This is a genomic window from Kribbella lupini (assembly GCF_039529595.1).
GTDB lineage: Bacteria > Actinomycetota > Actinomycetes > Propionibacteriales > Kribbellaceae > Kribbella > Kribbella lupini.
In genome coordinates this window covers 20,683-36,162 of sequence record NZ_BAAANC010000002.1, presented here as the reverse complement: position 1 = coordinate 36,162, position 15,480 = coordinate 20,683, and the positions used below count along the sequence as shown (strand labels likewise).

The following is a 15,480-nucleotide window of genomic DNA, read 5'->3' as shown; positions in this document are numbered from 1 at the left end:
GCAGCCCAAACGCCGGGCGTGGCGGTTCGTCCGGTACGGCGTACGCGGGGGGCGAGCAGGTCGGCAGCGGGTCAGCCGGGTGCCTGGCCGAGGTGGATGCTGCGGGCGGAGAGCGAGGCCAGATCTGTACGCCGGCCGAGGAAGTGGGGGTTGTCGGGGTCGAGCAGCTGGTGCCACACGGCGAGGTCGTCGGCGCCGAGCATCGGCATCTCCGGCGCCGTCGAATCGAGGTCGGCGTGGCCGTGCCCTCGTCCGCCGTCGCCGTCGCCGTCGCCGTCGCCGTGGCCGTGGCCGTGGCCGTGACCGTGGCCATGTCCGTGGCCGGCGGACGCGGCGTCCTCCGGGTCGAGGCGGGCTACTCGGTGGCGGAGCTGTTCGATGACCTGGTCGCGGTCGGCTTCCGACAGCGGGTGGGGTTTCTCGGTGAGGATCGTGCGGGTGGTGACGCCGGTCAGGCCGGCTCGCTGGAGGGCTTCGGTCCAGCCGTACGGCATGGGCACGGATCCGGGGATGCCGGCGCGCATGGCGGCGAACCAGCGGTCCTGCGCGGCATCGAGGCGCAGTTCGAGACCGGGTTCGCCGAGGCCGAGGTCCCACGGGAGCATGCGCGTGGGCAGGCCACCCTCAGCGAGCGCGAGACGGCCGCCGGGGGCGAGGAGCGAGGCGAGTGCGGTGACCGCGGCCTGTTGGTCGGCGGCGTGGTGCACGGATGCCGAGGCCCAGATCAGGTCAGCCGGTGCGCCGATCGCGGCGCGGAGGGGCTCGGGGCCGTCGTCCATCGAGACGAGTTCACAACGGACCAGGCCGGCGGTGTGCTCGCGGGCTTGCCGGAGTACCTCCTCGTCCGCGTCGAGGGCAACGACAGTGGCTTCCGGTACGGCGGTCGCGAGAGCCTTCGCCATCCCGCCGCCTCCGCAGCCGACGTCGACGATCAGCCGGTCGGTACCGCGGACCAGGTCGGCGGCAACGAGGGCGTTCCAGCCGGCTTCGTCGGCAGCGGACTTGCGTAGGTGCTCGGCGTGAGCAGCCCAGTCGATCTCGGTCATGCGCCCAGTGTCGCGGATCACACGGATCACGGTCGTCCGACGTGTGCCTTCGGACGAACAGTACGGCGAGGCCTGCGCCGGGCGAGGGCGATGAGCTCCGGGCGGTTCGTCGTACCGTGGGCGGATGATTGCGACGAGGTTCTCGACCGGGCGGCTGGAGTTGTTGCCGTTGGCGGTCGAGTACGCCGGGGAGATGGCGGGCGTGCTGGCGGCGCCGGAGCTGTACGGGTTCACCGGGGGTGAGCCGCCGTCGGTGGAGCAGTTGACGGAGCGCTATCGCCGGCAGGTCGCGGGGCCGGGCCGGGCGGGGGAGTACTGGCTGAACTGGGTGATCAGCCTGGACGGCGTACTGGTCGGCTACGTGCAGGCGACGGTGATCGGCGCGGAGGCGGAGATCGCTTGGGTGGTCGGCGCGGACTGGCAGGGGCGGGGGATCGCGCGGGAGGCGGCGGTCGGGCTGGCGGGGTGGCTGCGGGAGCAGGGTGCGGGTCTACTGCTGGCCCATGTGCATCCGGAGCACGTCGCGTCGGCGAAGGTGGCCGCGGCGGCGGGGCTCAGGGCTACCGGCGAGCTGGACGACGACGGGGAACAGCGCTGGGAAGGCTGAACAACAACCCCCTACAAACGGAACAGGCCCGCTCCGGCGAACGGAGCGAGCCTGTTACGCGCTTGGGGTTCAGACCGGGCGGACGTTCTCCGCCTGCGGGCCCTTCGGGCCCTGGGCCAGGTCGAACTCGACCTTCTGGTTCTCGTCGAGGGTCCGGAAGCCGTCCGTCGCGATCGCCGAGTAGTGCACGAACACGTCGGCGCCGCCGCCGTCCTGCGAGATGAAGCCGAAGCCCTTTTCGCCGTTGAACCACTTCACTGTTCCGCTAGCCATGATCTGCTCCTTTGGTGGGGCGGGTATCAGGTCCGGCGGGTGCCGGCACCTGGGTTGCTGAACGAGCCCTCCCACCCGGACCGTGGCCCGGAAATGAGAAAAACGCCCTGCGGATCACATTTCCCGCGGGCGTTTCAAGAACGAACGTGGAACTGCAAAACTGCAACCGAGAGAACGGTAGCACGGATTCACTGTCTGTACAGAGCCGCCCGGACCGGTGTCGCGAGGCGGGAGATCACCACGATCCGCGGTGGTCCGGGACCATGAACGCGAACGGGACGATCAGCACCAGGACCGCCGCGAACACGATGAAGCTGTGCGCCTGCGCGATCCCCGGCGTCGCCGCGTGCGACAGGATCGCCGTGGTCACCGAGACCGCGAAGATGCCGCCGGACTGCCGGAACATCCCGCGCAGCCCCGCGATCGCGGAGATCTGGTCCGGCGCGAGCTGCAGCGACGCGTTGTTCGACGCGGGGATCGACAATCCCATCCCGATGCCCGTCACGGCCGCGGCCGCGGCCAGCCACCCGTACGGCGTGAGGCCGTGCGGGGCCAGCGACATGATCGTCATCCCGCCCGCGACGAGCAGGAAGCCGCCGATCATCGGCGCGCGGTAGCCGGTACGGCGTAGCGCGAACACGGCCAGGCCGGCCACGCAGATCATCCCGACAGCCCTTGCCGTGAGCAACGTTCCGGCCTGCAGCGGCTGGATGCCGTAGCGGGCTTCGGCGTACAGGGGGACCAGGGCGCCGAAGCCGAGCACGGCGGCGCCGTACAGGAGGTTGATCGCGTTCATCACGGCGAAGCCGCGGCCGCGCAGGAGCTGGACCGGGATGAACGGGTTGGCCGCGCGGTTGGCGTGCCGGACGAACAGGACGCCGAAGATCAGGGCCAGTACTTCGCTCGCGATGAACAGCGGATCGGTCGGTGACGCGCCGCCGCTGCCGAGCGAGCTGATCCCGTACATGCCGAGCAGGATCGTCAGCGCGAGCAACGCCGCACCGACCAGGTCGATCCGGGCCGCCTTCTTCGGCGCGCTGTGCGGGACGAACTTCCACGCCAGCAGGATCAGCAGCACCCCGGCCGGGACGTTGACCAGGAAGATCTCCCGCCACGACCAGTACGTGACGATCACGCCGCCGATGATCGGGCCGAGGATGCCGCCGATCGGGAAGATCGAGGTGAACATGCCGACCGCACGGTCCCGGTCGCGGCCGAACTGCTCGGCGACGATGCCGGTCGCGGTCGGCATGAACGCGCCGCCGCCGATGGCCTGGAACGCGCGGAACACCACCAGCAGGTAGATGCTGTCGGCCAGGCTGCAGGCCAGCGAGGCGACCGTGAACAGCACGGCGGCGCCGAGGAAGATCTTCTTCCGGCCGAACTGGTCGCCGAGCCGGCCGGCCACCGGCATCACCAGGATCTGGCCGAGGGCGTAGATGGTGATCGTCCAGCCGCTCCAGTTCAGCTGGGCGCCGAGGTCGCGCTGGATCGCGATCAGCGCGGTGGCCACGATGGTCTGGTCGATCGAGGCCATCAGCAGCGCGATCGAGACGATCGGGAAGACCACCCACCGGCGTGGCGACGGCTCGTCCCCGCCAAGTCCGGGCTTGTCGACGACGGCCGTCGGCCCATCGCTGGAAGGGCCGGTGGCGGCTGGGAGACTCTGGGGTTCCATCACCAGCCAGAGTACATTGCTTGCCAGCAGGCAATAAAGGGGTAGACGATGTCCGACACCGAGACGTTGAACAAGCTGCGCAGCGTGATCTCGCGGCTCGCGCGGGAGCTCAACGCCACGGCCACCGACGAGGGTCTGACGCCGACCCAGGCGTCGGTGCTCGGCCTGATCGCGTTCCGCGGCCCGCTCGGGCTGACCGAACTGGCCCGGCTGGAGGGCCTGAACCCGACGATGGTCTCCCGCGTGATCGGCCGGCTGACCGAGCTCGGCCTGATCCAGCGCGACCCAAACCCCGCCGACCTGCGGGCGATCCAGGTCGAGGCCACCGATCTGGGGCGCGAGCTCCAGCAGCGGATCAAGCTGCTGCGCACCGAGGCGATCGGCAAGTGCCTCGACCAGTTGCCGCAGGAGTCGGCCCGGACGATCATCGACGCCCTGCCCGCGCTGGAGGAACTGGCCCTCGCGCTCCGGTCGACGCACAGCTGATCGCCCAACCGAAGGCCCGCAGTACGACGGACTGCGGGCCTTTCGTGCGCCCCGGGCAGCGGGCGAGCGCTTTCCTGAAACCTTGGTAGGCAAGGCCTATCGGACGACGCCGAATGTGACGTTGGTCATGCCTTGACCGCCTTTGGGCGCCAGCCTACTGTATGCGGTATACCAAGCCCCTCCGAAAGGCAGGGACCCATGGAGACCGCTGTGCCCAAGTTCGCCGTGAACTGCTCGATCCTGTTCACCGAACTGCCCTTGCTGCAAAGACCTGCGGCCGCTCGTTCTGCCGGCTTCGAGGCCGTGGAGTTCTGGTGGCCGTTCGACTCCGCTCTGCCCGGTGACGCCGACGTCGACGCCTTCGAACGCGCGATTCTGGAGGCGGGCGTCCAGCTCACCGGACTGAACTTCGCCGCCGGCGACCTGCCGGGCGGCGACCGGGGCCTGGTGTCCTGGCCGCAACGATCGCTGGAGTTCCGCGACAACATCGCGGTCACGCTGGGGATCGGGGAACGCCTCGGCTGCCGTGCGTTCAACGCGCTGTACGGCAACCGGGTCGAGGGGTTCGCGCCCCAGGCCCAGGACGACCTGGCCGCCGAGAACCTCGCGCTGGCCGCCACCGCGGCCGGTTCCTTCGGCGCCACGGTCCTGGTCGAACCGGTCAGCGGCGCCGAGCGCTACCCGCTGCTGACCGCGGCCGACGCGATCGCGGTGATCGACCGCGTGGTCGCCGAGTCCGGTGTCACGAGCATCGGACTGCTGGCCGACCTGTACCACCTGACCGTCAACGGGGACGACGTGAGCAAAGCGATCACGACGTACGCCGACCGGATCGCGCACGTGCAGATCGCGGACGCACCCGGGCGCAACGAGCCCGGTACCGGCACGATCCCGATCGCTCAGCACCTCGGCGAGCTGGCCGAGACCGGGTACGACGGCTGGATCGGCTTGGAGTACAAGCCTTCCGGCCGCACGACCGACAGCTTCGGCTGGCTGACCGACCGCGCATCGTCCTGACCGACAAGGAGCTGGCATGCCACGAATGACTGCCGCCCGCGCGGCGGTGGAGATCCTCCGGCGCGAGGGCGTCTCCCACCTGTTCGGCCTTCCCGGCGCCGCCATCAACCCGTTCTACGCCGCCGTCCGGGCCCAGGGCGAGCTGAAGCACGTCCTGGCCCGGCACGTCGAGGGCGCCTCGCACATGGCCGAGGGGTACACCCGCGCCGCCGCCGGCAACATCGGCGTCTGCGTCGGGACGTCGGGACCGGCCGGGACCGACATGATCACCGGCCTGTACGCCGCCTCGGCCGACTCGATCCCGATCCTGTGCATCACCGGGCAGGCGCCGGTGGCCAAGCTGCACAAGGAGGACTTCCAGGCGATCGACGTACCGTCCATCGCCCAGACGGTGACCAAGATGGCGGTCACCGTGCTCGAGGCCGCCCAGGTCCCCGGCACCTTCCAGAAGGCGTTCCAGGTCATGCGCAGCGGGCGTCCCGGCCCGGTGCTGATCGACCTGCCGCTGGACGTCCAGCTGACCGAGATCGACTTCGATCCCGAGCTGTACGTGCCGCTGCCGATCGCGACGCCGCGCGCCAGCGTCGCCCAGGCCGAGAAGGTCCTCGACCTGCTGGCCGAGGCCGAGCACCCGCTGATCGTGGCCGGTGGTGGCATCGTGAACGCCGACGCGGCGGACCTCCTGGTCGAGTTCGCCGAGCTGCACGGCGTACCGGTGGTGCCGACGCTGATGGGCTGGGGCACGATCCCGGACGACCACCGGCTGATGGCCGGCATGGTCGGTCTGCAGACCTCGCACCGGTACGGCAACCAGACGCTGCTCGCCTCCGACCTGGTCGTTGGCATCGGCAACCGCTGGGCGAACCGGCACACAGGCGGCCTGGACGTCTACCGGGGCGAGCGCAAGTTCGTGCACATCGATGTCGAGCCGACTCAGATCGGCCGGGTGTTCGCGCCCGATCTCGGCATCGTGTCGGACGCGAAGGCGGCGCTGGAGACGCTGATCCACGTCACCCGGACCCGGATGGCCGAGGGGCCGCTGCCGGACCGCTCCGAGTGGGCGGCCGAGTGCCGCGAGCGCAAGCGCACGCTGGTACGGCGTACCGACTTCGACGACGTCCCGGTGAAGCCGCAGCGGGTCTACCAGGAGATGAACAATGCCTTCGGACCCGACGTCCGGTACGTCTCCACGATCGGGCTGTCGCAGATCCAGGCCGCCCAGATGCTGCACGTCTACCGGCCGCGGCACTGGATCAACGCCGGGCAGGCGGGTCCGCTCGGCTGGACCGGTCCGGCCGCGCTCGGCGTCGCGGTCGCCGATCCGGAGTCCACGGTCGTGGCGCTGTCGGGCGACTACGACTTCCAGTTCCTGATCGAGGAGCTCGCGGTCGGCGCGCAGTTCAAGATCCCCTACATCCACGTGGTGGTGAACAACGCCTACCTCGGGCTGATCCGGCAGGCGCAGCGCGGGCTGGACATGGACTTCTGCGTCCAGCTCTCGTTCGACAACATCAACACCCCCGAGCTGGGCGGGTACGGCGTCGACCACGTGAAGGTGGCCGAAGGCCTGGGCTGCAAGGCGTTGCGGGTCTTCGAGCCGGACGGCATCCTGCCCGCCCTGGAAGAGGCGAAGAAGCTGATGGTCGAGCACGAGGTGCCGATCGTCGTCGAGGTGATCCTGGAACGCGTCACGAACGTTGCCATGGGCACCGAATTGGACAACGTCGTCGAGTTCGACGAGCTGGACGGCGTGGTCGACCCGATGCCGACCGCCTCCGGCCTACGAGACTGAAGGAGGGACACGATGAGAGTCGCAGTTCTCGGCGCCGGAGCGATCGGCGCGTACGTCGGCGCGGCCCTGCACCGCGGGGGGACCGAGGTCCACCTCGTTGCTCGTGGCGCCCATCTCGAGGCGATCCGCAAGAACGGCGTCCAGGTGCACAGCCCGCGCGGCGACTGGCTGGCCAGGACCCCGGCCACCGACGACCCGCAGGAGATCGGGCCGGTCGACTTCGTCTTCCTCGGCCTGAAGGCCAACTCGTACGCGACCAGCGGCCCGCTGCTGGAACCGTTGCTGCACGACAAGACCGCGGTGATCGCGGCCCAGAACGGCATCCCGTGGTGGTACTTCCACGGACTGCCGGGACCGTACGAAGGGCATCGGATCGAGTCGGTCGACCCAGGTGGTGAGGTGACCCGGGTGATTCCGCTGGAACGCGCGATCGGCTGCGTCGTGTACTGCTCGACCGAGCTGGACGGACCGGGCGTCGTACGGCATCTGGAAGGGACCCGGTTCTCGATCGGTGAGCCGGTCGGCGGGCAGAGCGAGCGGTGCCTGGAGTTCAGTCAGGCGATGGTCGCGGGCGGGCTGAAGTGCCCGGTCGAGGACGACGTCCGCAACGACATCTGGATCAAGCTGCTCGGCAACGCGGCGTTCAACCCGATCAGCGCGCTGGCCCGCGCGACGATGGTGGAGATCGCCACCCACCAGGGCACCCGCGCGATGGTCAAGCTGATGATGGAGGAGACCCTCGAGATCGCCCGCGCGGTCGGCAGCGAACCCGAGATCTCGGTCGAGAAGCGGATCGACGGCGCCGAACGGGTCGGCGAGCACAAGACGTCGATGCTCCAGGACCTGGAGAAGGACAAGCCGCTCGAGCTCGACGTGATCCTCGCCGCGGTGGTCGAGCTGGCCGACCTGACCGGCACCAAGGCACCCACGCTGCGCGCGGTCCACGCGGTCGCCGACCTGCTGTCCAGCAAGGTCGGTACGTCGACCGGGAAGGTCGCGCACGCACCGACCTCGGGCCGGATCCCCGGCCTCGCGCCGGCCGCGGTGGCTCCGGCCGCCACGCCCTAGCCAGGCGGGTCCGGAGGCGAGCCCTGCCGACAGCCCTCCGGACCCACCTGTTCCACCCGCTGCGCCCGAAGGACTCCGCGAGGTCTTTCGGGCGCAGTGTCACGCCGGCCGACCAGCAGGACCAGTGGTCTTCTCATCAGCCCAGTGGTCTCTGTGGTCCTGCCGTAGGGTCGAGGTGGAATCTCACGTCGCAAAGGAGCGAGCATGAGGCTTGACCACCACGCCCCGGAGCGGGCACCGGACGGCAGTGCGGGAGACGCGGACTACGGGCGGATCGGCGTCGACTACATCACCTACCGACGGCCGGAGCCGCAGATCGCCGCGGCGATCCGGGACGCGCTCGGTCCGGTCCGGAAGGTCCTGAACGTCGGTGCCGGCGCCGGTGCGTACGAGCCGACCGACGTGGACCTGGTGGCGGTCGAGCCGTCGGCGCGGATGCGCGCGCAGCGTCCGGCCGGGCTGGTCGAGGCGATCGACGCGACGGCGGAGCACCTGCCGTTCGCCGACGACACGTTCGACGGCGCGATGGCGACGTTCACCGTGCACCAGTGGCACGACCTCGAGGCCGGCCTGACCGAGGTGCGCCGGGTGACGCGCGGGCCGGTCGTCGTACTGACCTGCGACCCGACCCTGCTGCGGCGCTTCTGGCTGCACGAGTACGCCCCCGAGGCGATCGAGACCGAAGCCCGTCGGTACCCGCCCGTCGAGCGGATCGCGGCGATCCTGGGCGGTGGGCAGGCGTTCAACGTGCCGATCCCGCTGCACTGCACGGACGGCTTCGGCGAGGCGTACTACGGGCGGCCGGAACGACTGCTGGATCCCGGCGCCCGCCAGGCCAACTCCGCCTGGAGTTTCGTCCCGCCCGAGGTCCACGACCGCTTCACCGAGCACCTGACCCGCGACCTGGCCGACGGGACGTGGGACGCCAAGTACGGCCACCTCCGCAACCAGCAGCACTTCGACGGTTCGCTGGTCCTGACCGTGTCGCCGGGGGAGATCTAGTCCTCCACCGGTCCCAGCGACAGCCCGGCGGCGAACGTCGCCGTCGGGTCCACCATGGTCTCCAGCTCCAGCACCACCAGTTCGTTGTCGCCCGGGCGGAGCACGGGACCGGGGACGTAGAGGGTGTGCTGGGGACCGCGGTGCCAGTAGCGGCCCAGGCAGAAGCCGTTGACCCAGGCGATTCCCTTGCCCCAGGCATCCGTTCGCAGGAAGTGGTCGACCGGTTCGCCGACGGGGAAGGACGTTCGCCAGGCGGTCGGGCCCACGCCCGCGGGAGATGCCGGGGGTGCGGACGTCCACAGGTTCGGTACGGCGTCGAGGTCCACAGCCCAGGCCGTCCAGCCGGTGAGCGGCTCCGCGTCGAGCCGGAGGTCGCCGAGCAGCCCCTTCGGTTCGCCGATCCGGGGACCGTAGTTGACCCGGCCCTGGTCCTCGACGACGAGCTCGAGGCGGCCCCGGCCGTGCGGAAGCATCAGGGCGCGGTCGCGGCGTTCGCGTTCCAGGACGCCGACGGGGGCGCCGTCGAGGAAGACCAGGACCCGGTCGCGGACCTCGCCGACGGACAGCAGCGCCGGGCCGTCCACGGTGATCTCGGTCCGGAAGAGCGCCAAGCGGGTCTGCAGGTCGTCGAGCGAGGGCATCACCTCGTGGCACGTCTCGGCACCCCAGCAGGCCGGATCCGCCAGCAGACGGACCGGCTCGCCGAGTGCCACGGTGAACCGCGGTGCGGGGGCCTCGGCTCGGGGCGGTGACGCGTCGACCGGGGTCGACGAGTAGCGGGACAGCACCTCGCGGAAGGCCTCGTACTTCGCGGTCGGCCGGCCCGCCTCGTCCAGCGGCGCGTCGTAGTCGTACGACGTGACCGTCGGCCGGAACACGCCCTTGTCGTCGGCGCCGCTGGTCAGCCCGAAGTTCGTCCCGCCGTGGAACATGTAGATGTTCACCGACGCTCCTTGGGCCAGCAACGCGTCCAGCTCGCGGGCCGCCTCCTCGACGCCGGTCGTGTGGTGGGGGCCGCCCCAGTGGTCGAACCACCCGTCCCAGAACTCCATGCACATCAACGGCCCGGTCGGCTGGTGCTCCCGCAACGTCCGGAGCCGCTCCACGCTGCGCGACCCGAACGACCCCGTCCGCAGTACGCCGTCCAGCCCACCGGCCGTCAACATCTCCGGGACTGGCTGGTCGACGGTCACCAGCGGGACCGTGATGCCGGTCTCCCGGATCATCGCCGCCACGGCCTCCAGGTACTCCTGGTCGTTGCCGAAGGCGCCGTACTCGTTCTCGACCTGGACCAGGAGCACGGGTCCGCCCTGGTCCACCTGGCGCGGCCGGACGACGGCGAGCACCTGCCCGAGGTACTCCTCGACGGCGGCCAGGAACTGCTTCTCGTACCGGCGGACTCCCACACCCGGCTCCTGGAAGAGCCAGGCGGGGAGACCGCCGTTGTCCCACTCCGCGCAGATGTACGGACCCGGCCGCACGATCGCGTGCAGTCCGGCCGCCGCGACCTCGTCCAGGAACCGGCCCAGGTCGAGCATCCCGGTGGTGTCGAAGACCCCACGCCGTGGACTGTGCGCGTTCCACGGCACGTAGGTCTCGATGGTGTTGAGCCCCATCCGGCGCGCCTTGTCGATCCGGTCCGCCCAGAGGTCGGGGTGGACCCGGAAGTAGTGCAGTGCCCCGGACAGGATCCGGAACGGCTCGCCGTCGAGCAGGAAATCGGACTCACCGATCGCGAAGTCGGACATGCTTCTCTTTCTGCCGTGAGGCGTGGGGGCAACTCAGCTGTTGGTCTGGAAGCCTTGCTGGTTGCCGTAGGTCACCAGTGCGTCCTGCCAGGACTTGAGCCCCGGGTCGAGGTCGGACTTCGCCTGGTACGACTTGCCGACGGTGTCGCCGAAGATGCTGTTGGCGTACAGCTGGAACGGCAGGTAGCTCCAGTCCTTGACCACCGTGCCGGCCGCGGCCGTGAGCACCTGGTTGGCCGCCTGGCCACCGAAGTACGCGCTCTTCTTGTCGACGAACGCCGGGTCCTTGAGGTCGGCAACGGTCGACGGGAAGCCGCCGCTGGCCAGGAACGGCTTGACGCCCTCGTCGTGGTTGAGCCAGCGGACGAAGGCCGCCGCGAGCGCCGGGTTCGCGCTCTGCTTGAGCACCGACTGGGCGCTGCCGCCGTTCTCCGCGGTGGCCGGCTGTCCGTCGTACGTCGGTAGCGGAGCGACCCGCCACTTGCCCGCGCCGGCCTCGACCGACGACTCCAGGACGCCGGGCATCCAGGCGCCGATCGGCAGCGTCGCGATGGTGCCGTCGCCGAGCGCCTTGAACCACTCGTCGGACCAGCCGGGGATGCTCGCCACCAGGCCGCCGGTGACCAGCTGGTTCCAGACGCCGGTCCACTTCTTGGTGCCGTCGTCGGCCAGGTTGATCGTGACGTTCTTGCCCTCGGTCTTGAACGGCTTCCCGCCGGCCTGCCAGATCATGCTGGTCGCGAAGCCCGCGTCGCCGGTGTCGTTGGTGATGAACTTCTTCGGGTCGGCCTGGTGCAGCTTCTTGCCTTCGGCAATGAACTCGTCCCAGGTCTTCGGCACGGCCAGGCCGTACTTGTCGAAGACCTCCTTGTTGTAGAACAGCGCCATCGGGCCGGAGTCCTGCGGCAGTCCGTACAGGCCCTCGCCGGCGTGCACCGCGGTCCACGTGGACGGTGTGTACGCGGATTCGAGGCTGCCGAAGCCGTACTCGCGCAGGTCCACCAGCGCGCCGGGCAGCGCGAACTGCGGGATGGCCTGGTACTCGATCTGCGCGACGTCCGGAGCCCCGGAGCCGGCCTTGATGACGTTCTGCAGCTTGGTGTAGTGGTCGTTGCCGGTCCCGGCGTTGACGTAGTTCACCTTGACGTTCGGGTACTGCTTCTCGAACGCCTTCACCTGGGCCTCGGCCGACGGCGTCCAGCTCCAGTACGTGATGGTGCCGCCCTTGGTCAGGGCCTCGTCGACCGCCGCGGCCGATCCCTGCGGGCTGCCGCTGCTGTCGGTCTTGTCCGATCCTCCGCACGCGGCCAGCAGGACCGACGCGGCGGTGACGGCGGCGGTGGCGAGCAGAAGCCGCCTCGCGCTCCGCCGATGAGTGGTCTTCATTGCGGTGTTCCTCTCGTTGTTCGACTTCTCAGACGTCTTCATCACGACCGGGTCCACTGCTGGTTCGGTTCGCCGTTGCAGAGCCAGACGTCGACCGCTGTCCCGTTGCCCGTGCCCGCACCCGCGGCGTCGAGGCAGAGGTCGGGATGGGCGACGCTGCTGACGGACAGGTCGTCCTTCAGCTGCCAGGCCTGGTTGGGCGCTCCGGTGCAGTCGGTGATGACGGCCGGGCTGCCGGCGCTCGCTCCGTCACCGCCGATCGTCAGGCACTTGGTGCCGTAGACGGTCAGCTGCTGCTCGGCGGTCAGGTTCCAGGACTGGTTGCCGCCGCCGTTGCAGTCCCACAGGTCGAGGGCGGTGCCGTTGCTCGTGGAGAAGCCCGGTACGTCGACACAGCGGCCACTCGCCACTCCACGCAGCACCTCGCCGGGCGGCGCGGGCGGCAGATCGTTCACCGGCTCCTTCTTCAGCAGCCCCCAGCCCCACTGCAGCTGCGCCAGACCGGACGCGCTGTTGACCTCCAGGTCCCGCTCGCCGACCAGCGTCGTCAGCGAGTACGCGTCACCGGTCCGCAGTCCAGGCCAGTAGACGACGCCCATGCCGAGCTCCCGCGCGGTCTGGGTCAGCGCACCGAAGTACGACGTGTAGACGTTGCCCTCGTGGTTGCCGTAGTTCAGGCCGGTCGTCATCGGTGCGCCGGCCTCGTCGATGATCGTGCGCGCGCCGTACGGGCCGATCCGTGGCCGCAGGTTGGCCAGCCACTCCGCCTCGGTGGTGGCGTCGTCCCAGAAGCCGTAGAAGTGCAGCGAGAGCAACGTGCCCTTCAGCTGCCGGGCCGCGCCGACGCCGGTGACGTCGTCGTTGTACCCGGTGCCGGAGATGACCACCCGGCCGCGCGGGACGTCACGGTGCTTCGCCAGCCAGGAGGAGGTCAGCCCGACCCACTCGTCGAGCGAGTAGCCGAACGGCTCGTTCATCGGCTCGAAGTACACCCGCGGGTTCGTCCGGTACGTCGCGACGGTGGTGTTCCACATCGCGTCGTACGCGGCCTGGTCGTCGACCCGGCCGTCCTTGGCGTCGTCGGCCTCCCAGTAGCTGAGGATCACCTTGAACCCCTGCCGGGTGGCGGCGTCGATCGCACCGCGGTACGACGTCCACCAGGCGGTGCCGACGCTGGACGGGTTGATCGGCATCCGGATCGTGTTCGCCCTCAGCTCGCGGCCGAACTCGCCGACGATCCCGGTGGCGCGGCGGTATGTGGTCGCGTAGTCGTCGGCGGTGCTCAGGCCGGACGGCACGACCTCGTCGGAGGCGTAGTTGTCCCGGGGGTCCGCCCAGTTGACCCCACGGAACTCGCTGGTGTTCTTCTGGGCGGTGACCGACGGGGAGGTGGCGGACTGGGCGGTGGCGGGGACGGCCAGTGCCGCGGTCACCAGGACCGCCGCGGCGACGGCGATCCGCCGAGCTGCTGTTCTCATGGTTTCCCTTTCACTGCTTGACGCTGCCCGCGGTCAGGCCGGACTGCCAGAACCGCTGGAGAAGGAGGAAGGCGACGACGAGGGGCACGATGGTCAGCAACGACCCCGTGATCACCAGGTTGTAGATCGGCCGCGCGCCCACGCCGGTGGCCTGGTTGCTCCACTGGGTGAGGCCGACGGTGAGCGGGTAGAGGCTCGGCTTGCTGAGCATGATCAGCGGCAGGAAGTAGTTGTTCCAGGTCGAGACGACCGCGAACAGCAGGACCGTGACGACGCCCGGGGCCAGGAGCCGCAGGGCGACGGTGAAGAAGATCCGGATCTCGCCGGCGCCGTCGATCCGGGCCGCTTCCAGCAGGTCGCCGGGGATGGCCTCGCCGGCGTAGACCCACATCAGGTACAGGCCGAACGGGCTGATCAGCGACGGGATGATGATCGCCCAGACCGTGTTGGTCAGCCCCAGGTCGGAGAACATCAGGAAGGTCGGGACCGCCAGCGCCGTACCGGGCACGGCGACCGCACCGAGCAGGACGGCGAAGACGATCCGGCGGCCGGCGAACTTGTACTTCGCCAGGCCGTAGCCCGCCGCGGTCGACAGCAGCGTCGCGCCACCGGCGCCGACCACGACGTACAGCAGGGTGTTGCCGAGCCAGCGGACGAAGATGCCGCCGTCGTAGGTGAGGGTGTCCTTGATGTTGGCGAACAGCGCGAAGTGGTCGCCGAACCACAGCCCCGGGCTGTCCAGCAGGTCGGCCTGGGTTTTCGTTGCGCTGAGCAACAGCCAGATCAGCGGGACCAGCGTGTAGACCAGGTACAGCAGCATCAGGCCGGTGAGCAGCGGCGAACGGCGGGGCCGCAGCGGCGAGGTCGTCGTACTCACAGCGCCTCCCGGGAACCACGCAGCTGGACGACGTACGCGATCACGGCCGTGATGACGCCCATCACCAGGGCCACCGTCGCGGAGTAGTTGAACTGCTGACCCGCGAAGGACAGGTTGTAGGCGTACATGTTCGGCGTGAAGTAGGTGGTGATCACGTTCGGCGCCAGCGTGCGCAGGATGTTCGGCTCGTTGAACAGCTGGAAGCTGCCGATGATCGAGAAGATGGTGGCGATCACGATCGCGCCGCGCAGGGCCGGCAGCTTGACCGCGAGCACCGTCCGGACCGGGCTCGCGCCGTCGATCGCGGCCGCCTCGTAGAGCTCCTCGGGCACGGTCCGCAGGGCGGAGTAGAAGATCAGCATGTTGTAACCCACGAACTCCCAGGTGACGATGTTCGCGATCGACGGCAGCATCCAGGACCGGCTGAGCGGCTGGATCACGGTGCTGCCGAGCAGGTCGTTGAGGTCGGCGGCGAGGCCGAAGTTGGTGCCGTACAGGTAGCCCCACAGCAGCACGGCGACGACGCCCGGTACGGCGTACGGCAGGAAGATCACGATCCGGAAGAAGCCCGCGGCGTGCAGCCGGGCGCTGTCGATCGCGAGCGCGGCCAGCAGGGCGAGCACCAGCATCACCGGCACCTGGACGACCAGGAACAGCCCCACCCGGCCGAACGACTCCCAGAACTTGGCGTCGCGCAGGACGTCGGCGTAGTTGCCGAGCCCGACGAACGTGGTGCCCCCGAAGAACGCCTGCTCGCGGAACAGGCTGAGGTAGATCGCGTACCCGATCGGGGCCAGGAAGGTCAGCGCGAACACCGCCAGGAACGGGCCGACGAAGATCCAGCCCTTCGCATCGCGGTGCGGCCGGCCTCGCCGGGGACGCAGGACAACGGAGTCGGCCATCGGCGCGCCGCCCTCCTTCTGCTCGATCGACGCGCGGGACACGTCGATGTTGACGTCAACATGAATCGCCGTGACGGTAGCGTGTTTACGTCAACATGTCTATGGTTCAGTTCTGAGCCG

14 protein-coding genes are annotated in these 15,480 nt (G+C 69.6%); 6 read left to right on the top strand and 8 right to left on the bottom strand.

From position 1 onward, the window contains the following. Nucleotides 1–71 precede the first annotated feature (71 nt). Entirely contained in the window at nt 72–1,046 is a 975-nt protein-coding gene (locus ABD235_RS13320; protein ID WP_344173823.1) for a class I SAM-dependent methyltransferase, read from the bottom strand. 124 nt (nt 1,047–1,170) lie between these two features. Here ABD235_RS13320 and ABD235_RS13315 point away from each other — a divergent pair, with 124 nt between their 5' ends. Next, complete coding sequence (locus ABD235_RS13315; RefSeq protein WP_344173821.1) at nt 1,171–1,653, top strand: GNAT family N-acetyltransferase; 483 nt, start codon at nt 1,171–1,173, stop codon at nt 1,651–1,653. Nucleotides 1,654–1,722: 69 nt separating this feature from the next. On the opposite strand, the gene ABD235_RS13310 is transcribed toward ABD235_RS13315, so the two are convergent. Then, nucleotides 1,723–1,926 (bottom strand): cold-shock protein, encoded by a 204-nt coding sequence (locus ABD235_RS13310; protein ID WP_012919747.1) that lies wholly within the window; start codon nt 1,924–1,926, stop codon nt 1,723–1,725. A gap of 235 nt (nt 1,927–2,161) precedes the next feature. Next, nucleotides 2,162–3,604 (bottom strand): MFS transporter, encoded by a 1,443-nt coding sequence (locus ABD235_RS13305; protein WP_344173816.1) that lies wholly within the window; start codon nt 3,602–3,604, stop codon nt 2,162–2,164. Nucleotides 3,605–3,652: 48 nt separating this feature from the next. Here ABD235_RS13305 and ABD235_RS13300 point away from each other — a divergent pair, with 48 nt between their 5' ends. The 5 genes from ABD235_RS13300 (at nt 3,653) to ABD235_RS13280 (ending at nt 8,969) form a co-directional block, all read left to right on the top strand. Further along, nucleotides 3,653–4,090: a MarR family winged helix-turn-helix transcriptional regulator gene (locus ABD235_RS13300; protein WP_344173814.1), complete on the top strand. Its 438-nt coding sequence runs from the start codon at nt 3,653–3,655 to the stop codon at nt 4,088–4,090. A 198-nt stretch (nt 4,091–4,288) separates the two neighbouring features. Then, a complete protein-coding gene (locus tag ABD235_RS13295) occupies nt 4,289–5,107 on the top strand; it encodes a hydroxypyruvate isomerase family protein (RefSeq protein WP_344173812.1) in 819 nt (272 codons plus the stop codon). A gap of 16 nt (nt 5,108–5,123) precedes the next feature. Continuing rightward, nucleotides 5,124–6,899, top strand: coding sequence for a glyoxylate carboligase (gene gcl, locus ABD235_RS13290; protein WP_344173810.1), 1,776 nt, complete (start codon nt 5,124–5,126; stop codon nt 6,897–6,899). Nucleotides 6,900–6,911: 12 nt separating this feature from the next. Further along, entirely contained in the window at nt 6,912–7,967 is a 1,056-nt protein-coding gene (locus ABD235_RS13285) for a 2-dehydropantoate 2-reductase (protein WP_344173808.1), read from the top strand. Nucleotides 7,968–8,171: 204 nt separating this feature from the next. After that, nucleotides 8,172–8,969, top strand: coding sequence for a class I SAM-dependent methyltransferase (locus ABD235_RS13280; protein WP_344173806.1), 798 nt, complete (start codon nt 8,172–8,174; stop codon nt 8,967–8,969). Here ABD235_RS13280 and ABD235_RS13275 read toward each other — a convergent pair. Genes ABD235_RS13275 through ABD235_RS13255 form a run of 5 tightly spaced genes read right to left on the bottom strand, consistent with a single transcriptional unit; the run spans nt 8,966 to nt 15,360 of the window. Beyond that, nucleotides 8,966–10,717, bottom strand: coding sequence for a glycoside hydrolase family 35 protein (locus ABD235_RS13275; protein ID WP_344173804.1), 1,752 nt, complete (start codon nt 10,715–10,717; stop codon nt 8,966–8,968). The genes ABD235_RS13280 and ABD235_RS13275 overlap by 4 nt on opposite strands. Nucleotides 10,718–10,750: 33 nt before the next feature. Further along, complete coding sequence (locus ABD235_RS13270) at nt 10,751–12,103, bottom strand: ABC transporter substrate-binding protein (RefSeq protein ID WP_344173801.1); 1,353 nt, start codon at nt 12,101–12,103, stop codon at nt 10,751–10,753. A gap of 41 nt (nt 12,104–12,144) precedes the next feature. Further along, nucleotides 12,145–13,581, bottom strand: coding sequence for a ricin-type beta-trefoil lectin domain protein (locus tag ABD235_RS13265; RefSeq protein ID WP_344173799.1), 1,437 nt, complete (start codon nt 13,579–13,581; stop codon nt 12,145–12,147). Nucleotides 13,582–13,591: 10 nt separating this feature from the next. Next, nucleotides 13,592–14,458 (bottom strand): carbohydrate ABC transporter permease, encoded by an 867-nt coding sequence (locus ABD235_RS13260; RefSeq protein ID WP_344173797.1) that lies wholly within the window; start codon nt 14,456–14,458, stop codon nt 13,592–13,594. Next, the gene (locus ABD235_RS13255; protein WP_344173795.1) at nt 14,455–15,360 is read right to left on the bottom strand and encodes a carbohydrate ABC transporter permease; all 906 of its coding nucleotides are present in this window, start codon (nt 15,358–15,360) and stop codon (nt 14,455–14,457) included. The genes ABD235_RS13260 and ABD235_RS13255 overlap by 4 nt, the downstream gene beginning before the upstream one ends. Between the last annotated feature and the right edge of the window lie 120 nt (nt 15,361–15,480).